Source organism: Paraglaciecola mesophila, from assembly GCF_009906955.1.
Classification (GTDB): domain Bacteria; phylum Pseudomonadota; class Gammaproteobacteria; order Enterobacterales; family Alteromonadaceae; genus Paraglaciecola; species Paraglaciecola mesophila_A.
The window spans coordinates 348,692-365,469 of the sequence record NZ_CP047656.1 but is presented as its reverse complement, the minus strand read 5'-3'; the positions used below and the strand labels follow the sequence as shown (position 1 = coordinate 365,469).

Annotated in this window: 16 protein-coding genes; 8 read left to right on the top strand and 8 right to left on the bottom strand. The window is 42.8% G+C overall.

What is annotated here, in order from left to right; all coding sequences use genetic code 11:
• The first annotated feature begins 66 nt into the window (after window positions 1–66).
• Window positions 67–285 (top strand): translation initiation factor IF-1, encoded by a 219-nt coding sequence (gene infA / locus FX988_RS01500; protein ID WP_006990869.1) that lies wholly within the window; start codon window positions 67–69, stop codon window positions 283–285.
• Between the two features lie 98 nt (window positions 286–383).
• Here infA and clpA read toward each other — a convergent pair whose 3' ends face one another.
• Window positions 384–2,651: an ATP-dependent Clp protease ATP-binding subunit ClpA gene (gene clpA / locus FX988_RS01495; RefSeq protein WP_160178018.1), complete on the bottom strand. Its 2,268-nt coding sequence runs from the start codon at window positions 2,649–2,651 to the stop codon at window positions 384–386.
• Between the two features lie 20 nt (window positions 2,652–2,671).
• Window positions 2,672–2,992: an ATP-dependent Clp protease adapter ClpS gene (gene clpS, locus FX988_RS01490; protein WP_006990871.1), complete on the bottom strand. Its 321-nt coding sequence runs from the start codon at window positions 2,990–2,992 to the stop codon at window positions 2,672–2,674.
• A 201-nt stretch (window positions 2,993–3,193) separates the two neighbouring features.
• On the opposite strand from clpS, the gene cspD reads away from it, so the two are divergent.
• The gene (gene cspD, locus FX988_RS01485) at window positions 3,194–3,412 is read left to right on the top strand and encodes a cold shock domain-containing protein CspD (protein WP_006990872.1); all 219 of its coding nucleotides are present in this window, start codon (window positions 3,194–3,196) and stop codon (window positions 3,410–3,412) included.
• A 60-nt stretch (window positions 3,413–3,472) separates the two neighbouring features.
• Here the strand turns inward: cspD and FX988_RS01480 are convergent, their stop codons facing one another.
• Window positions 3,473–5,704, bottom strand: a complete 2,232-nt coding sequence (locus FX988_RS01480) for an NADP-dependent isocitrate dehydrogenase (protein WP_160178017.1) — start codon at window positions 5,702–5,704, stop codon at window positions 3,473–3,475.
• A gap of 227 nt (window positions 5,705–5,931) precedes the next feature.
• Here FX988_RS01480 and FX988_RS01475 point away from each other — a divergent pair, with 227 nt between their 5' ends.
• The 6 genes from FX988_RS01475 to FX988_RS01450 all read left to right on the top strand — a co-directional run bounded on the left by FX988_RS01475 (window position 5,932) and on the right by FX988_RS01450 (window position 12,387).
• The gene (locus FX988_RS01475; protein ID WP_160178016.1) at window positions 5,932–6,510 is read left to right on the top strand and encodes a pseudouridine synthase; all 579 of its coding nucleotides are present in this window, start codon (window positions 5,932–5,934) and stop codon (window positions 6,508–6,510) included.
• Between the two features lie 109 nt (window positions 6,511–6,619).
• Window positions 6,620–7,753 (top strand): tRNA 2-thiouridine(34) synthase MnmA, encoded by a 1,134-nt coding sequence (gene mnmA, locus FX988_RS01470; RefSeq protein WP_160178015.1) that lies wholly within the window; start codon window positions 6,620–6,622, stop codon window positions 7,751–7,753.
• Window positions 7,753–8,412 carry a high frequency lysogenization protein HflD gene (gene hflD / locus FX988_RS01465; RefSeq protein ID WP_160178014.1) on the top strand — a complete coding sequence of 220 codons (660 nt, stop codon included), beginning with the start codon at window positions 7,753–7,755 and terminating at the stop codon, window positions 8,410–8,412. The genes mnmA and hflD overlap by 1 nt, the downstream gene beginning before the upstream one ends.
• Window positions 8,413–8,425: 13 nt before the next feature.
• Entirely contained in the window at window positions 8,426–9,793 is a 1,368-nt protein-coding gene (gene purB / locus FX988_RS01460; protein ID WP_160178013.1) for an adenylosuccinate lyase, read from the top strand.
• 138 nt (window positions 9,794–9,931) lie between these two features.
• Window positions 9,932–11,155, top strand: coding sequence for an adenylate/guanylate cyclase domain-containing protein (locus tag FX988_RS01455; protein WP_160178012.1), 1,224 nt, complete (start codon window positions 9,932–9,934; stop codon window positions 11,153–11,155).
• Window positions 11,156–11,217: 62 nt separating this feature from the next.
• Window positions 11,218–12,387, top strand: a complete 1,170-nt coding sequence (locus tag FX988_RS01450) for a cupin domain-containing protein (RefSeq protein WP_160178011.1) — start codon at window positions 11,218–11,220, stop codon at window positions 12,385–12,387.
• A gap of 134 nt (window positions 12,388–12,521) precedes the next feature.
• Here the strand turns inward: FX988_RS01450 and FX988_RS01445 are convergent, their stop codons facing one another.
• From FX988_RS01445 to FX988_RS01425, 5 genes are all read right to left on the bottom strand, one after another.
• On the bottom strand, window positions 12,522–13,364 hold the full coding sequence (locus FX988_RS01445) for a DUF6279 family lipoprotein (protein WP_160178010.1): 843 nt from the start codon (window positions 13,362–13,364) through the stop codon (window positions 12,522–12,524).
• 189 nt (window positions 13,365–13,553) lie between these two features.
• The gene (locus tag FX988_RS01440; protein ID WP_160178009.1) at window positions 13,554–14,375 is read right to left on the bottom strand and encodes a LytR/AlgR family response regulator transcription factor; all 822 of its coding nucleotides are present in this window, start codon (window positions 14,373–14,375) and stop codon (window positions 13,554–13,556) included.
• Between the two features lie 10 nt (window positions 14,376–14,385).
• Window positions 14,386–15,447 carry a sensor histidine kinase gene (locus FX988_RS01435; RefSeq protein WP_201751620.1) on the bottom strand — a complete coding sequence of 354 codons (1,062 nt, stop codon included), beginning with the start codon at window positions 15,445–15,447 and terminating at the stop codon, window positions 14,386–14,388.
• Window positions 15,448–15,582: 135 nt separating this feature from the next.
• Window positions 15,583–16,044: a DUF962 domain-containing protein gene (locus FX988_RS01430; protein ID WP_160178007.1), complete on the bottom strand. Its 462-nt coding sequence runs from the start codon at window positions 16,042–16,044 to the stop codon at window positions 15,583–15,585.
• Between the two features lie 87 nt (window positions 16,045–16,131).
• Window positions 16,132–16,746: a PilZ domain-containing protein gene (locus tag FX988_RS01425; RefSeq protein ID WP_160182055.1), complete on the bottom strand. Its 615-nt coding sequence runs from the start codon at window positions 16,744–16,746 to the stop codon at window positions 16,132–16,134.
• Window positions 16,747–16,778: the final 32 nt, after the last annotated feature.

Sequence of the window (16,778 nt, the reverse complement as noted above, 5' to 3'; positions counted from 1 at the left end):
GCCGTTATTGGGCAAAATCTGCGCGGCATTTTTGAGACTTATTATTTACAGAGGTAACAGAGCTACATGGCGAAAGAAGATTGTATTGAAATGGAAGGTACAGTGTTGGATACCCTTCCAAATACTATGTTTCGTGTCGAATTAGAAAACGGTCACGTTGTTACTGCACATATTTCAGGAAAGATGCGTAAGAACTATATCCGTATCTTGACAGGCGACAAAGTAACATGTGAAATGACGCCATATGATTTATCTAAAGGGCGTATTATTTACCGCGCTCGTTAGTATACAGTAAAAGAAAAGGCCCAATGTTGTATAACATTGGGCCTTTTTCTATGCCTGAGATTTAGGTGCAAGGGTCAGTTGTGCCCCTGCCCTAGATATTAAGCTTCAGATTTCTCTTCTTTTACTGCTTTAAATGTAAATACTAATTTTTTATTCTTCAGTGATATTTTAACACTACCACCTTGGCTTAACTCGCCGAATAACAATTCGCTAGCCAGTTCTTTCTTAACGTGCTGTTGAATTACACGAGACATAGGACGTGCACCCATGTTCCTATCATAGCCTTCTTTCGCTAGCCATTGTCTCGCCTCATTTGTCACATCCAAAGAGACTCCTTGATTATCAAGTTGAACTTGAAGCTCCACAATGAATTTATCAACCACTTGTAAGATAACTTCTTGCTCAAGGTGATTAAACCAAACTATCGCATCTAACCGGTTTCTAAACTCTGGGGTAAACACTTTGTTGATTTCTGACATTGCGTCATGACTATGGTCTTGCTGTTTAAAGCCAATCGATTTACGGATCGTCTCTTGCACACCTGCGTTGGTCGTCATGACCAAGATCACATTACGAAAGTCCACTTTACGGCCGTTATTGTCAGTTAGCGTACCGTGGTCCATCACTTGCAATAAAATATTAAACACATCTGAATGGGCTTTTTCGATTTCATCAAGCAGCACAACAGAATGAGGGTGCTTAATAACAGCATCTGTTAACAGGCCGCCTTGATCGAAGCCGACATACCCAGGAGGCGCACCAATAAGCCTGCTTACGGCATGGCGCTCCATATATTCCGACATGTCAAAACGTAATAACTCAACTCCCATGATGTTCGACAGTTGTTGGGTGATTTCAGTTTTACCGACCCCTGTTGGGCCAGCAAATAAGAAACTGCCGATCGGTTTGGTTTCCGCGCCTAATCCAGCTCGAGACAGACGGATTGCATCTGTTAAGGTATCGATTGCTTGATCCTGTCCAAATACCACTAACTTCAAATCTCTATCGAGGTTTTTCAGTGACTCTTTATCACTAGAGGATACTGACTTTTCAGGGATGCGTGCGATCTTGGAGATAATATGTTCAATATCTGTCACCCCTATCGTCTTCTTACGTTTTGACGGAGGCAACAACCGCTGACTTGCTCCAGCCTCATCCATCACGTCAATAGCTTTGTCCGGCAGATGACGCTCATTAATGTATTTAGCTGATAGCTCAGCCGTGGCACGGATAGCCTTGTGTGTAAAACGCACACTGTGGTGTTCTTCGTAGCGAGACTTTAATCCCATCAAAATCTTTGTGGTATCAGCCACTGATGGCTCAATGACATCCACTTTCTGGAAGCGCCGCGCAAGCGCACGATCTTTTTCAAATATACCTTGATATTCTTGATAGGTAGTCGACCCCATACAACGCAGTTCACCACTGCTTAGTTTGGGTTTCAGTAGATTTGATGCGTCCATCACACCGCCTGACGCTGCCCCCGCGCCAATGATGGTATGGATTTCATCGATAAACAAAATAGCATCGGGATCTTTAGCTAACTCCTTCAATATACCTTTGAGACGCTTCTCGAAGTCACCACGGTACTTTGTGCCTGCAAGTAGGGTTCCCATATCCAAAGAGTATATGACGGCGTTAGCGATGACATCAGGCACGTCGTTATGAATAATCCGAAAAGCTAACCCTTCCGCGATGGCGGTTTTACCCACACCGGCTTCTCCAACGAGCAAGGGGTTATTTTTACGACGACGACACAATATTTGAATACTGCGCTCAACTTCGAAATCTCGCCCAATCAACGGGTCAATTTTTCCCTCTTTGGCGAGCTCATTCAAGTTAGTCGAATATTGCTCAAGCATAGATGACCCAGCCTCTTGCCCTGCGCCCTCCTCGTCTTGTTCAACGGAATGGGTACTCTCATCATCACTTTTAGATACACCATGGGAGATAAAATTAACCACATCAAGACGGGTCACATCGGCTTTTTTAAGAATGTAAACGGCTTGAGATTCCTGCTCGCTAAAAATTGCGACCAGTACATTCGCTCCAGTGACTTCTTCTTTCCCAGATGATTGAACGTGAAATACAGCTCGTTGTAAAACGCGCTGGAAACCTAAAGTAGGCTGAGTTTCCCGCTCATTATTGGCATCTTCAAGTAACAGAGGAGTCGTGTCTTTGACGAAATCCGTCAACTCTTTTTTAATAATGTCTACGTTAGCACCACAGGCTTGCAGTGCCTCAGTGGCAGAGCCGTTATCAAGCAGGGCTAATAAAAGGTGCTCGACCGTCATGAATTCGTGTCTATGCTCTCTGGCAAAAATAAACGCTTCATTCAACGTTTGTTCTAATTCTTTATTTAACATTTTTAGACCCTCTTACTGCGCTAAACCTGTTCCATTGTGCACATCAACGGATGTTGATGCTTCTTGGCATACTGGGTGACTTGCATTACTTTTGTTTCGGCAATTTCAGCGGTATAAACACCGCACACTGCGCGACCACGATAATGCACAGTCAACATAATTTGATGAGCTTTTTCTGAGTCCAAGTTGAAAAACCTAACCAATACTTCGATCACGAAATCCATCGGTGTGTAATCATCGTTATTCAGCAAAACTTTATACATGGGTGGTGGCGCTAATTTTTGCTTAACCGTATCTAGCTGCTTTTCGCGCTCTATGTTAATCGTGTTGTCTTTGCTCATAATAAGAAGAATAGTGCCCTTAGTGCAAATTTTGCAGTTTTATTAACATTCGTTTATTTATCAATTTACCCTTGACAAAAACAGGTTAAAAAATCTACATTTTCTAGTGCGACATTTGTTATTTTAACATTTTCGCCTTTCCCATAGTTCATTGTGGGGATAAATATGCGTCAGTTCAAGGGATTAAAAGGAAGCAGAAGTATGGCTGTTGGCAAAGTAAAGTGGTTTAACAATGCAAAAGGGTTTGGTTTTATCGTTCCTGAAGATGGTGGAGATGACATTTTTGCTCATTATTCGACCATTCAGATGGAAGGTTACCGCTCTTTAAAAGCCGGGCAAGAAGTGAAATATGATGTACAGCAAGGACCTAAAGGGCTTCATGCTGAGAATATCGATTTCAACGGTGAGCCTGAGCAATAAAAATTAGTCATAAAAAAAGCAGACCTTAAGGTCTGCTTTTTAATGCCTAATTAAAATTTATTACTTAAATTCTTTTAGGATAGTATTCAAGGTTGTACTTGGGCACATGGCTTGTGTCAAAAGTGCATCATCTGGGTAGTAGTACCCACCAATGTTCTCCGGCGAACCTTGCGTTGCGTCAATTTCAGCAACAATTTTCGCTTCATTGCTGCTTAGCGCGTCAAACAAAGGCCCAAACTTGTCAGCAAGTGCGCTATCTTCACTTTGGCTAGAAAGTGCTTCAGCCCAGTATAACGCTAGGTAGAAATGACTACCTCGGTTATCCAGTTGACCCGCTTTACGCTGAGGCGATTTGCCTTCATTCAATAGTTTCTCGGTCGCAGTATCTAACGCTTTAGCCAATACTTTTGCTTTAGCATTGTCGTTTTTGATAGCAAGATCTTCGATTGAAACGGCAATTGCTAAGAACTCACCTAACGAATCCCAGCGCAAATGGCCTTCCTCAACAAACTGTTGAACGTGCTTAGGTGCACTGCCGCCCGCACCTGTTTCAAACAAACCACCACCGGCCATTAATGGCACAATAGAAAGCATTTTCGCACTGGTGCCCAACTCAAGGATCGGAAATAAATCAGTTAGATAATCACGCAGTACGTTACCTGTTACTGAGATGGTGTCCAAGCCACGAAGTGCACGCTCCATTGAATAACGGATGGCGCGTACAGGTGCCATAATTTCAATGTGCAAACCATCAGTATCATGATCTTTTAGATACGTATTCACTTTTTCAATTAGCTGTGCATCGTGGGCACGTTCATCATCTAACCAGAAAATTGCGGGTGTACCAGATTGACGAGCACGGTTAACTGCAAGTTTGACCCAATCTTGAATTGGCGCGTCTTTAGCCTGACACATACGCCAGATATCACCTTCTTCAACATTGTGCTCCATCAACACATTTTCGTCTTGATCGATAACACGCACGGTACCGGTACCGGCCATTTCAAATGTTTTGTCGTGTGAGCCGTATTCTTCCGCTTTTTGTGCCATCAAACCAACATTTGATACAGAGCCCATAGTCACTGGGTCAAATGCACCGTGGGTTTTACAGAAGTTGATCATCTCTTGATAAATCGTTGCGTAAGTGCTTTCTGGAATAACGGCTTTGGTGTCATGCAGCTTTCCATCAGGGCCCCACATTTGACCAGAAGAGCGGATCATCGCAGGCATTGACGCATCAACAATCACATCGCTTGGTACGTGAAGGTTAGAAATTCCTTTGTCGGAATTGACCATCGCAATAGGCGGACGGTCAGCGTAACAAGCATTAATGTCAGCTTGAATCTCAGCACGCTGTGACTCAGGTAACGTTGCAATTTTGTCGTAAACACTGCCTAAGCCATTGTTTGCATCAACACCTAACTCTTCAAACAAAGCAGCATGCTTTTCAAACAATTTCTTGTAGAACACTTTTACGCAGTGACCGAATACGATTGGGTGAGATACCTTCATCATCGTGGCTTTCACGTGTAGTGAGAATAGAACACCCGTTTGCTTTGCATCCTCAATTTGTTCTTCGAAGAAATCACATAAGGCTTTCTTGCTCATAAACATGCCGTCAATCACTTCACCGGCAAGTAAATCAACTCGGGGCTTTAATACTGTTACTTGGCCATTTGCATCAGTGAACTCGATACGAACGTGACCCGCTTTGTCAACGGTAACTGATTTTTCACCTGAGTAGAAATCGCCGCCACGCATGTGGGCAACATGTGTTTGTGAAGCTTGGCTCCACTCGCCCATTGAATGTGGATTTTTACGCGCATAGCTTTTTACCGCTTTAGGCGCACGGCGATCAGAGTTACCTTCACGTAACACTGGGTTTACCGCACTGCCCAATACTTTAGAATAACGCGCTTCAACGTCTTTTTCTTCGTCGGTAGTTGGATCTTCAGGGTAAGCAGGAACGTTGAACCCTTTATCATTTAATTCTTTAATAGCCGCTTTTAGTTGCGGCTTAGAAGCACTGATATTAGGCAATTTAATAATGTTTGTTGCTGCGTCTTGTGTGAGCTCGCCTAACTCTGCTAAGGCATCAGGTACTTTCTGCTCGTCACTCAAATAATCAGCAAAATTGGCCAAAATACGTGCCGCTAATGAAATGTCACTAAGTTCGATTTCAATGTCAGCAGATGAAGCAAATGATTCTACTATGGGTAACAACGAATAAGTTGCTAGCGCTGGGGCTTCATCAGTTTTCGTATAGATAATCTTTGACTTCTGAGTTGTCATTATATACCTCAAATGTTGCGGTAGAGAGCTACCGGATTAGTGTAGACTGATATAAAGCACATTATTTGCTGCTAAATAGCGGTCATTTAGTAAATTTATCAGGAATTAACACATCCGATCCTGACATCAGGGTAAAGTTACATTGAAAAATTCGCTGGAAGATAATAAACAATTCATCGCAGAGTGCAAAATAACTCAGCGATTTTATTCATAATAAGTTACAAGAAATGAACATTGATCAATATAAAAAGCCCAAAGCGCCTATTCGTCGTTCAAAAATCGTACTATTCAACAAGCCATTCAATGTTTTAACTCAGTTTACCGATGCTACAGGCAGACAAACATTGAAAGACTTCATTCCTATCCCAGATATATACGCTGCTGGGCGTCTTGATAAAGACAGTGAAGGTTTATTGGTCTTGACCAACGATGGAAAATTACAGCACAAACTGACGAACCCTAAAAAGAAAACCAGTAAAACCTATTGGGTTCAAGTGGAAGGCGAACCGCAAGAGCACCAACTACAAGCATTGCGTGACGGCGTCGCGCTAAAAGACGGTATGACACGACCCGCTAAAGTTGAACGAATGCGAGAGCCCTCTTTATGGCCGCGAACCCCACCTGTACGCTTTCGCCAATCCATACCTACCAGCTGGTTGTCTATTACCATCAGTGAAGGGAAAAACCGTCAAGTGAGGCGGATGACAGCTCACATCGGCTTTCCCACTTTGAGGTTGGTACGTTATCGAGTGGGTAACTGGACGTTAGACGGCATCGCCTCAGGCACTTACCGAGAACTTGACTAGGTTCGTTTATACAACATATTGTCACATATTATGTGTACATTGCAGATGATTTGTACTTGGGAATTTGCTAGAATTCGCCACCATTTTTATTGAGACTTTGCTTTTTATCATGCCTTATATTCATTCCCTTAGTGCTGCCGAGTTAGCCAGTAATAGCCAGAAAAAGGTTATTGTTGGTATGTCTGGTGGTGTCGATTCTTCTGTTTCAGCGTATATATTGCTGCAGCAAGGCTATCAAGTTGAAGGCCTATTCATGAAGAACTGGGAAGAAGATGACAACGATGAATATTGCGCCGCGGCTGAAGATCTAAAAGATGCCCAAGCAGTAGCAGATAAACTCGGTATTGAACTACATCAAATAAACTTTGCGGCCGAATATTGGGATAATGTGTTCGAATATTTTTTGGAAGAATATAAATCTGGACGCACACCAAACCCAGATATCATGTGCAACAAAGAAATCAAATTTAAAGCCTTCCTAGAATTTGCTGCAGAGGAACTTGAAGCCGATTACATCGCCACTGGGCATTATGTGCGTCGCCGTGAAGTAGACGGTCATTGGCAAATGCTGCGCGGCATGGACGACAACAAAGACCAAAGCTACTTTTTGTATACGTTAGGTGAGCAACATGTTGGTCAGACTTTATTCCCAATAGGCGATATTGAAAAACCACAAGTGCGGGAAATTGCCCAAGAACAAGGGCTTATCACCCACGATAAAAAGGACAGCACAGGGATTTGTTTTATCGGTGAACGCAAATTTACTGATTTTCTATCTCAGTACCTTCCTGCTCAACCTGGTGTCATCGAAACACCGGAAGGTCAAGAAATAGGCCAGCATCAAGGTTTGATGTACCACACGTTAGGCCAACGAAAAGGCTTAATGATCGGTGGTATGAAAGAATTTGGCGACGATCCTTGGTATGTGGTCGATAAAGACATGGCACGAAATGTATTGATTGTAGGCCAAGGTGCCGATCACCCTCGTCTGTTTTCAAAAGGCTTAGTGGCAAATCAGTTGCATTGGGTTGACCGTATTGGCCCTTCATCCCCAATGAAATGCAGTGTTAAGACACGTTATCGCCAACAAGACATTGCCTGCACACTCACACCCGAGCCAGATGGCACCGTACACGTTATATTCGATGAACCACAAAAAGCAGTGACACCTGGCCAATCTGCCGTGTTTTACCTAGATGAAGTCTGCTTAGGTGGTGGGATAATAGAGAGCTATATTCGTTAATGCAAAATTCGCCAAAAAAAGCCATCAATACCAGTGAAATTGAAAAATGCTTAGCCCTTGCAGGTGTTTGCCAAGCAGCTGCGCTAGTTAAAGAAATCTCTAAACACGGTAGCTGCGACGAACAAGCCTATAGGGCCAGCATAGAAAGTATCACTATCACAGATTCCGATAATACCGAACAAGTATATGGTCAAATGAGCAATCTTAAATTGGGCTTTGATATTCTACACGCGCAATTGGGTAACAGCTCAACCCCGAAGGACACTGTCATTACGCGTTATATTGCGAACTTACTGAGCATTGAGCGCAAGCTCGCTCGCTCGTCTAAACGGATGACTGAATTGGGTGACAGAATTAATCACATAAAGCGCCAACAACTCCATTTAGATTTATTTTCAGGGCAAATGTTAGCCAATTTGGCCAGTGTATACAGTGACGTGGTGAGCCCAGTTACCGCCAAAATACAGGTGTCTGGCGACCCTCAACTACTGAAACAAGTTGATAACCAACATAAGGTGCGCGCCTTGCTTCTTGCGGGCGTTCGCTCAGCCGTCTTATGGCGTCAGCTAGGCGGTAAGCGCCGACAAATATTACTCAACCGACAGCGCATTTTAGTTTGCGCTGAGCAAGCATTAGCGCAAATCAACCAATCACGTTAGGAGCACACATTCCATGCAGTTATCCGCATTAACCGCCGTATCCCCCATAGATGGACGTTACGCTGACAAAACAGCAGAGTTACGCAGCATCTTTAGTGAGTTCGGCTTATTAAAGTACCGGGTACAAGTTGAAGTTCGCTGGTTACAGAAATTGGCTTCTACCACAGCTATAGAACAAGTTCCTGCTTTTAGTGCTGAGGCGAATGCGATACTGGATAACATCGTGGCCACGTTTGATGAAAACCATGCGGCGCGTATTAAAGAAATTGAGCGCACCACTAATCATGATGTAAAAGCAGTTGAGTATTTTTTAAAAGAGCAAGTTGCGCAAAATGCGGAATTAAACGCGGTTAACGAATTTATTCATTTTGCTTGTACCTCGGAAGACATCAACAATATGTCACATGCCCTCATGCTCAAAGAAGCCCGAGACAGCGTAATATTGCCCTACACAGATAAACTAGTTGATGAATTAAAGCGTCTCGCAAAGGAATACCAAAGTATCCCTATGATGGCGAGAACACACGGTCAACCTGCTTCACCCACGACTATGGGTAAAGAAATGGCCAATGTTGCGTATCGCCTAGAGCGTCAACGCAAGCAAATAGCAGACGTTGCCGTATTAGGTAAGGTTAACGGCGCAGTGGGTAACTATAACGCTCATTTATCGGCGTACCCAAGCCTAGATTGGGCGCAGTTTGCCCAAGAATTCGTAACAAGTTTAGGCGTAACACTGAATCCGTTTACCACCCAAATTGAACCTCACGATTACATTGCTGAATTATTTGATGCTGTAGCGCGATTCAATACCATATTGATCGATTTCAACCGGGACGTTTGGGGCTATATCGCACTGGGGCATTTCAAGCAAAAAACCATTGCTGGCGAAATCGGTTCATCAACCATGCCTCATAAAGTAAACCCGATTGACTTTGAAAACTCAGAAGGAAACTTAGGTCTGGCCAATGCATTGTTTGGTCACCTTGCGAGTAAGCTTCCAGTATCTCGCTGGCAGCGAGACCTAACGGACTCAACCGTATTACGTAATCTAGGCGTGGGTGTGGGATATGCCATAATTGCCTATCAAGCGACACTAAAAGGGATCAGTAAACTGCAAGTCAATGAGCAGAGTTTATTGGACGAGCTGGACAACAACTGGGAACTTCTTGCAGAGCCAATTCAAACCGTTATGCGTCGCTACGGCATTGAAAAACCTTACGAGAAATTAAAAGAGCTCACACGCGGCAAAAAGGTCAACCAGCAGATTATGGCCGAGTTTATAGACGATCTTGAATTACCGGATGAAGCCAAAGTTCAGCTAAAAAAATTAACGCCGTCTAACTACATAGGTCAAGCGGTCGAACTTGTTAACCAGATCTAAGATATAGCTAATCGAGGGGATGCTTATCCCCTCACTTTTCGCCACATTCTCAAGCAAAACACCTGTTCTTTTTAGCCTAAATTTACTCCCCATCATTTTAGCCTATACTCAATCCCTCACGGTCAAATGGAAGACCTTATGATCATTCGCATTTTACACGCATGGATATGGTGCGGCATTCCGGCTAATCCCTCGTATGATATTAATCCTACCCGGATCAGTAATATCCTTAGCTTGATGGTTATCTTTGTACTTTTGCTACAGGTACCCATCAGTGCGTATTACTGGCGCTACGATGGACTGTACAAATTAGGCTTAATCTTAAGTCACTGCGCGCTGCTATGCTTTGTCCCTCTGCTAAATCGCGCTCAACTTCAGCAGCTAGCAAAAATAACGCTTGTGCTTATTTTTATTAGTTACATTTGTTGGTCTAGCGTTATCTGGCAAGCCAATGTTCACGTGCACTACTATTTATTGTTAGGCATATTTGTTTGTCCCTTCATCTTTAGTGCGCAGCAAGTCACTATGTGGCTAAGCATTTTATCCCATGTATTGTTTTTCTTATTAATCGATGCATTTTACATCCTGTATATTAACCCACAGGATCTGTCTGAATATCATCAGACAGTCAGGGTATCAAGTACGGTATTTCTAGCCTTGTCTTGCACGTTAACGAGCTTTCATATCAGTCGTAATATGTCCCGTACCCAGCAAAAGCTGTCGTTAGCCAATCAGCGATCAGAATCTCTATTACTGAACATTTTGCCTTTACCAATCGCCCAGCGTTTGAAATATGCAAAAGGTAAGATTGCCGACCAATATGAACAAGCTTCGATATGCTTTGTTGATCTGGAGAGTTTCAGTTTATTGGTCAAATCATTAAAAGCCCATGAACTTGTGGACTTGCTTGATGATGTCTTTACCCAGTTTGATACGTTAAGTACTCATCATGGACTAGAAAAAATAAAAACTATCGGTGACGGATATATGGCCGCAGCCGGCGTTCCAAAAAGTAACAATGCACACGCACTGCAATGTTGCGCTTATGCGCTGGCAGTAAAAGAGGCTTTCGCAAGGCTGCAAATCAAATATAGCCTACAAACGGGACTTCGTATTGGTATCGGTTCAGGGGAAGTCGTAGCAGGTGTCATTGGGCGCAGCAAATTCTGTTACGATTTGTGGGGAGAAGCTGTTACCCTTGCAGCGAGAATGGAAAGCCATGGCCGCAGTGACCATATTCAAGTAACCCAATCGACTTACGAAATGGCCAAACACAAATATTGCTTTGAGCCCAGAGGTGAAGTCAGTGTTAAAGGGTTAGGTCAAATTCAAACCTATTGGTTGCGCGGCGTAAAAGAATAAATCCTGCTCATTTTTACGCTTCAAAAAGCGAAATTACAACCAGCACAAGGGCTGCAGTAACCATGTATGTATTTGACAATTTTGACCCAGAAATATTTTTAGATTATCACTGGCAAAAAAGTCCCGCCGTATTCAGACGTACCTTCAAGAAATTTGTAGACCCCCTTGACGAACATGACCTCGCAGGGTTGGCACAAGACCCTCGTATAGATTCACGTGTCGTATCGCTTGAAAAAACTAACTGGCAGGTTGAGCACGGTCCAATTGCAAACTTCGAACAAGCATGTAAAGGGCATTGGAGCCTATTAGTACAAAGTGTCGATCAACATGTAGATGAAGCAGACCAGCTTATTCGCATGTTTAACTTTATTCCCTACTGGCGTCTAGATGACTTAATGGTTAGTTTTTCCAATGAAGGTGCGGGTGTTGGGCCTCACCTTGACCAATACGATGTGTTCATTATTCAAGGAAAAGGCAGCCGCCGTTGGCAAGCAGGTGAAAAAGGCGAATATCCTACGTTTTATCCTCACCCAGATCTCAGCCAAATTACGCAATTTGATCCTATCGTAGATGAAATCTTGCTGCCCGGTGATATGATATACATCCCTGCTGGCTGTCCTCACAATGGTGTAGCCTTAGAAGATTGCATGAATTATTCGGTAGGCTTTCGAGCGCCATCACAACAAGACTTACTTTCTTCTTTTGCAGACTACAGTATTGATTTAGGTTTGTTTAAAACTCGGTATCAAGACCGAGGACTAACACCAAGACGCGATCCAAGTGAATTAGCACAACCAGAAATAAGCAGTTTTAGAAAGATGCTTCACGAGACAATTGACTCAGCTCACTTTGAACGCTGGTTAACGTCTCATTTTAGTCATACTCAGCTGAATCAAGGTTATGATGATCAGCATAACCCTGACTACACGTTAAGCGAAATACTCGCCTTGTTCGATGAACACACAATATTTGAGCGCCAACCCGGGATACGCCCTGTATATCTCACCAAAAATAACCCTGAACGTTCTCTAGAGTTCTTTATTGAAGGCCAAGCGTTTTTCGCACCCGCTAAATATGTCCCTAAGGTACGTGAATTACTGAGCATGCCTTCATGGCAGTACCAAGCGGCAATCGATGATGCCACGCCACTTTCGGTAAATCATTTTTGGGTGCAGCTAATGAGTGAATTGGTCAATGCTGGTGCATGGTTGCCAAAAGAAGAGACCTTTTAAAAAGTGATGTAAAATCTTGATCGAAATCGGCTTATAACAGGGAGCTCACTTTGGCTGTTACTAAAGGCTACAAGTAACGAACTGCCTATCCTCACGCGATTTCCTATACAGTGAACATCTAGCGGCTTTTGAATCTAGTCTTCTTGCAGATCTGTTATGTCATCAATAAGGTTTTGCAGTTCATTTAAGGCTTTTTTCTTTTGTTTAGCACTAAGGGATTGCCCAAGTTCAGCTAACATGGCCGCGTAAACCTGATTATTGTGTTGTGATATCGTCACAAGTTCATCGTCTTGGTAACGCTCAGGATGTGATAGTAAATCTAAGAACCGCTGAGGGAAATCAAGTTCATGGCGCTCATTGAGTAGCATCTCAAAAGCGTTTTTTTGAATTCGCTGACGATAGGCCATCCATAGATCGAAACTGCTTTTAAACTCGTCCGCATACGTGACGATTATCGTTTTTTGCGCTGGGCTTAGCTTACCAATAAATTCCTTGGCGTTATCTTGGGTATCTTCAATATTTTTTTCTAAACGCTCTTCCAACGTGCGCTCTTTGCGCTTTTCAATTCGTTCTTCATTTAGTTCATTTAACTCAGCAAATAAGTCAATGACTTGTTTATCCGTCAAATGTGGGGCAAGGCTTGCTAATTCAGGGCTAACATGATCTCTAAAACGCACCCAGTGCTCCTTGCCGAGCGCAAAATGCGCTAACCATTGTGCTTGGCTAACGGGTCCAGATGAAATCTGTTTATACAATGTTGTGAGCTGGGATTTATATTCACTTAATTCGTCTTGACGATGCCAGTGCATCCATTTCTCAACATGACCATCAAGCAATGACTTTTGACTGTTATCTAACTCCACGTAGTCGTCAATATACCAATACATCAACCAATCAATATTGTTATAGGCAAACTTTGAACTACACCCAGTAAGCAGAAAATTGAGGGTAAATAATAACAAAATCAATTTTTTCATAAATATATCAACCATATAACCGAAGCAAAGTACAAATGATGACGCCAGACGAGCTTGAATGAGTGACTAAGGGTATTGCGATCGTCTAAATGTTTACAGATGTGTGCGTAACACCAACACCTTTCATTGAATATAAACACTGACGTCATCAAAGTCGTTATACATTTTCCTTAACTGTCGACCAATCTATTACCAATTATTAATCATACTCTTAACATTATCTCTATGGCTGCGACTCACCTTTAATTCGGTGCCATTAGATAAAATAAGATGGTACTCGCCACTCACATGACTGACCAATTTTTGCACATATTTGATATTCACTATGGCGGACCGGTGCACTCTCACAAAGACACGAGGGTCGAGTTCTTCTTCTAGCTCTTTCATAGTACGGCGCATAATGTGGGTTTGTTCCAGCGCGTGTACACACATGTAATCGCCTGCCGCATCAATCCACTGTACATCGGCCAAAGAGACGCGTGTGACTTCCGTCCCGTCTTTAATAGCTAATACATCACCGTATTGAGTCGTATTTAATACTTCACCGCTGGCTAACCGGCGTAAGATGTCTTCACAATCGTCACCGGTAAAATCAGCAACAATCTTAGCTAAGGTTTGCTTATGATCAGACTCGCTGTGTAAAGACACATGATTGATGACTTTATCAACAGCAACACGCAGGCGCTCTTCGTCAACAGGCTTAAGTACATAATCTAATGCGTGAGCGTCAAATGCCTTAATAGCATAGGTATCGTATGCGGTAACAAAGATCACCATCGGCACAGGTTGGTTTAATTCACGCAACTTATTAATGACCTGAAAACCATTTAAACCCGGCATTTGAATGTCCAAAAATATTAAATCCGGACGTAACTGAGGGATAAGCGCGACCGCTTCCAACCCATTTTTACATTGAGCAACAAGGTTGATTTCTGAGAAGTCAGATAGGCGCATCGCAAGGCCTTTTCTTGCTAACGGCTCATCGTCAACTATTAGAGTGTTAATTTTCATGCACGGCTTCTTATGTCTCAAATGGAATACGAATACACACTTTTATACCAGAAGGTTGACTGTTTGAAATACTAAATGAAAAATCATCTTTGTATAGCGACCCTAATCGCTCTTGAATATTTTGTAAGCCTACACCATTTTCACGATACATTTGACCGTCTTGAATATCAGCTCCTGGGCCATTATCCGTGACTTCAAGCATGAGATCTCGCCCGAACACTTTAGCCGAAATCGCAATGCATCCGCCATCCTCGAGCTTCGAGATAGCATATTTAATGGAGTTCTCAATAAGCGGTTGTAGAATCAAGCTCGGTACCAGTGCCTCGTTCGCAGTTTGCTGTACATCCCATATAACGGTGAGGCGATCTTCGAAACGCACTTTTTCAATGGCCAAATAGAGGGTTAACGCTTCTATTTCTTGTCGAAGGGGGACTTTTTTAATCGGATCTTTATCCAGCGAATAACGCAAAAAGTCACTTAAACGACTGACCATAGACTCTGCGGTCTTATTTTCTTTCATTAAAATAAGCGTTGAGATAGCGTTCAAGGTATTAAATAAAAAATGTGGATTAAGCTGATAGCGCAACATTTTTATGTGCGCTTGGTGCGCCATAGTAGAGGCTCGAAGGCTATTTTGTTTCTCTTTGAGTAACATTTGGTAGTTCTTAATACCAAAATAGAGGCCTGTCCAACAACCGATCATGATCAATGAGTTAACCGTGTTAGTGAAATACATATACCATTCTTCTGGGCGATAGCCCTTTTTATATATCTCCCAGTAGTTAACGTTTTTCACCAACGCCCACATCAATGCAATGATATATACACTGGCTAACACCACCATTAGCATTTTCAACGGACTGAGTTTCATCGCCCGGGCAAAAATGTAGCGCAATGGTATGGTTAACAGCCAACCCGCATAAGCATTCAAGATGATCACAAACAGCCAAACGCTGCGCATGTCATGTAAAAAAGAGCCTATGTAATAAATTACTGCGAAACCGCCCCAACCAAGGGTGTGTAACGTCCAAAAAAGACGTTCGCGAGTTTCAAATAAAGCCTGCCACTTCATTTTCGAAATACCATTAAAATTCAATGAAATAAGCATTATACGGGAAAGGTAAACTTAATGTTGACGCTTGGGCGTGCGCCCTTCCCCGTTTATCGCATATTACGTTGAACCGCATCAATAAACGGGGAGAAGCAATCAATAAGGAATGTTCATACGTTTAAGCCAGTGCACCCACCACCATGCAGGCCCCACGAGCAAAAACTGCACGTCTTTTAAAAATGACGGGCTTTTACCTTCTACTTTGTGACCGACAAATTGCAGAATCCACATCACCACAAACAACGCTAAGCACACCACCCATACTTCATACATAGAACGTTCGATGAGCATTATGCCGTACAAGGACACCACACTGAGCAGCGTCATTGCAGCGCCGATTGGCCCTGACAGACGAAAATAGTAAATCAACATTGGGATCACTGCGATATGCGCCCAAGTGACATCAAAATGCACTAACACCTCTGGACGAGGAATAGACCACACTAACCCTAAAGTTACAAAATAAATGGCAGGCACCGCCACCGCGTGGATCAAGATATTGAATTTATTGGTATGGCTATGCCCGTACTCATTTAACAGTATTTCAATTTGGCGCATTGATTATCTCGCTCTTATTTTACATTTAGTTAACATAATAACATTGAGAATACCTAAAACCACAAAACCAGTCTATTGTCCTTTAGCTTAATCAATATTGATCAGTAGTTGCGACAGCAGTTTAGCCACATCATTTTCATCATCACAAAACTTAATACCAAAATAGTGACGACTATCGTCTTCTTTTTTATTGCGTACATGCCCTGACAGACTAATATCGTCCCCTTCAGAATTAGGGATGAGCAATTCAAGCTCTTGATCAACAATTGGTCTTACACCTTTGGCATCTCGGCCTATGCTGATCATGCAACCTTGATTAGAGATATCACGCACTAAACAGGGCACTATATGGCTACGCTCTTGGCTGTCTATCAACAAGGCGGCAATCCGCGTTTGGGCGCGCTGCTCTGTTCGCAAACCATGGCTTTGTAAGCTTTCTGGCAATGAGGTAAAAATCAGCTTTGACGGTTTCGTGATCACTATGATGATTTTGACTTTAAATGCCACAATTTCACCGGTTTCGTCTTCCAGTATGCAGCGCACTATCATGGTATTGTTCATATAAATGGCACCGCCTAACCCCGCCCATTTATTTTCATCGGGAAAACGAAAAATCAAACTACGATTTCCATCCATTCCAACAAATTCGGTTTTAACCCGTCTCTTTAACGTGGGTGAATGAATTTGTAAGTCAACGATCATCCCCGAACGCATCGATCGCAATTTAAACAATT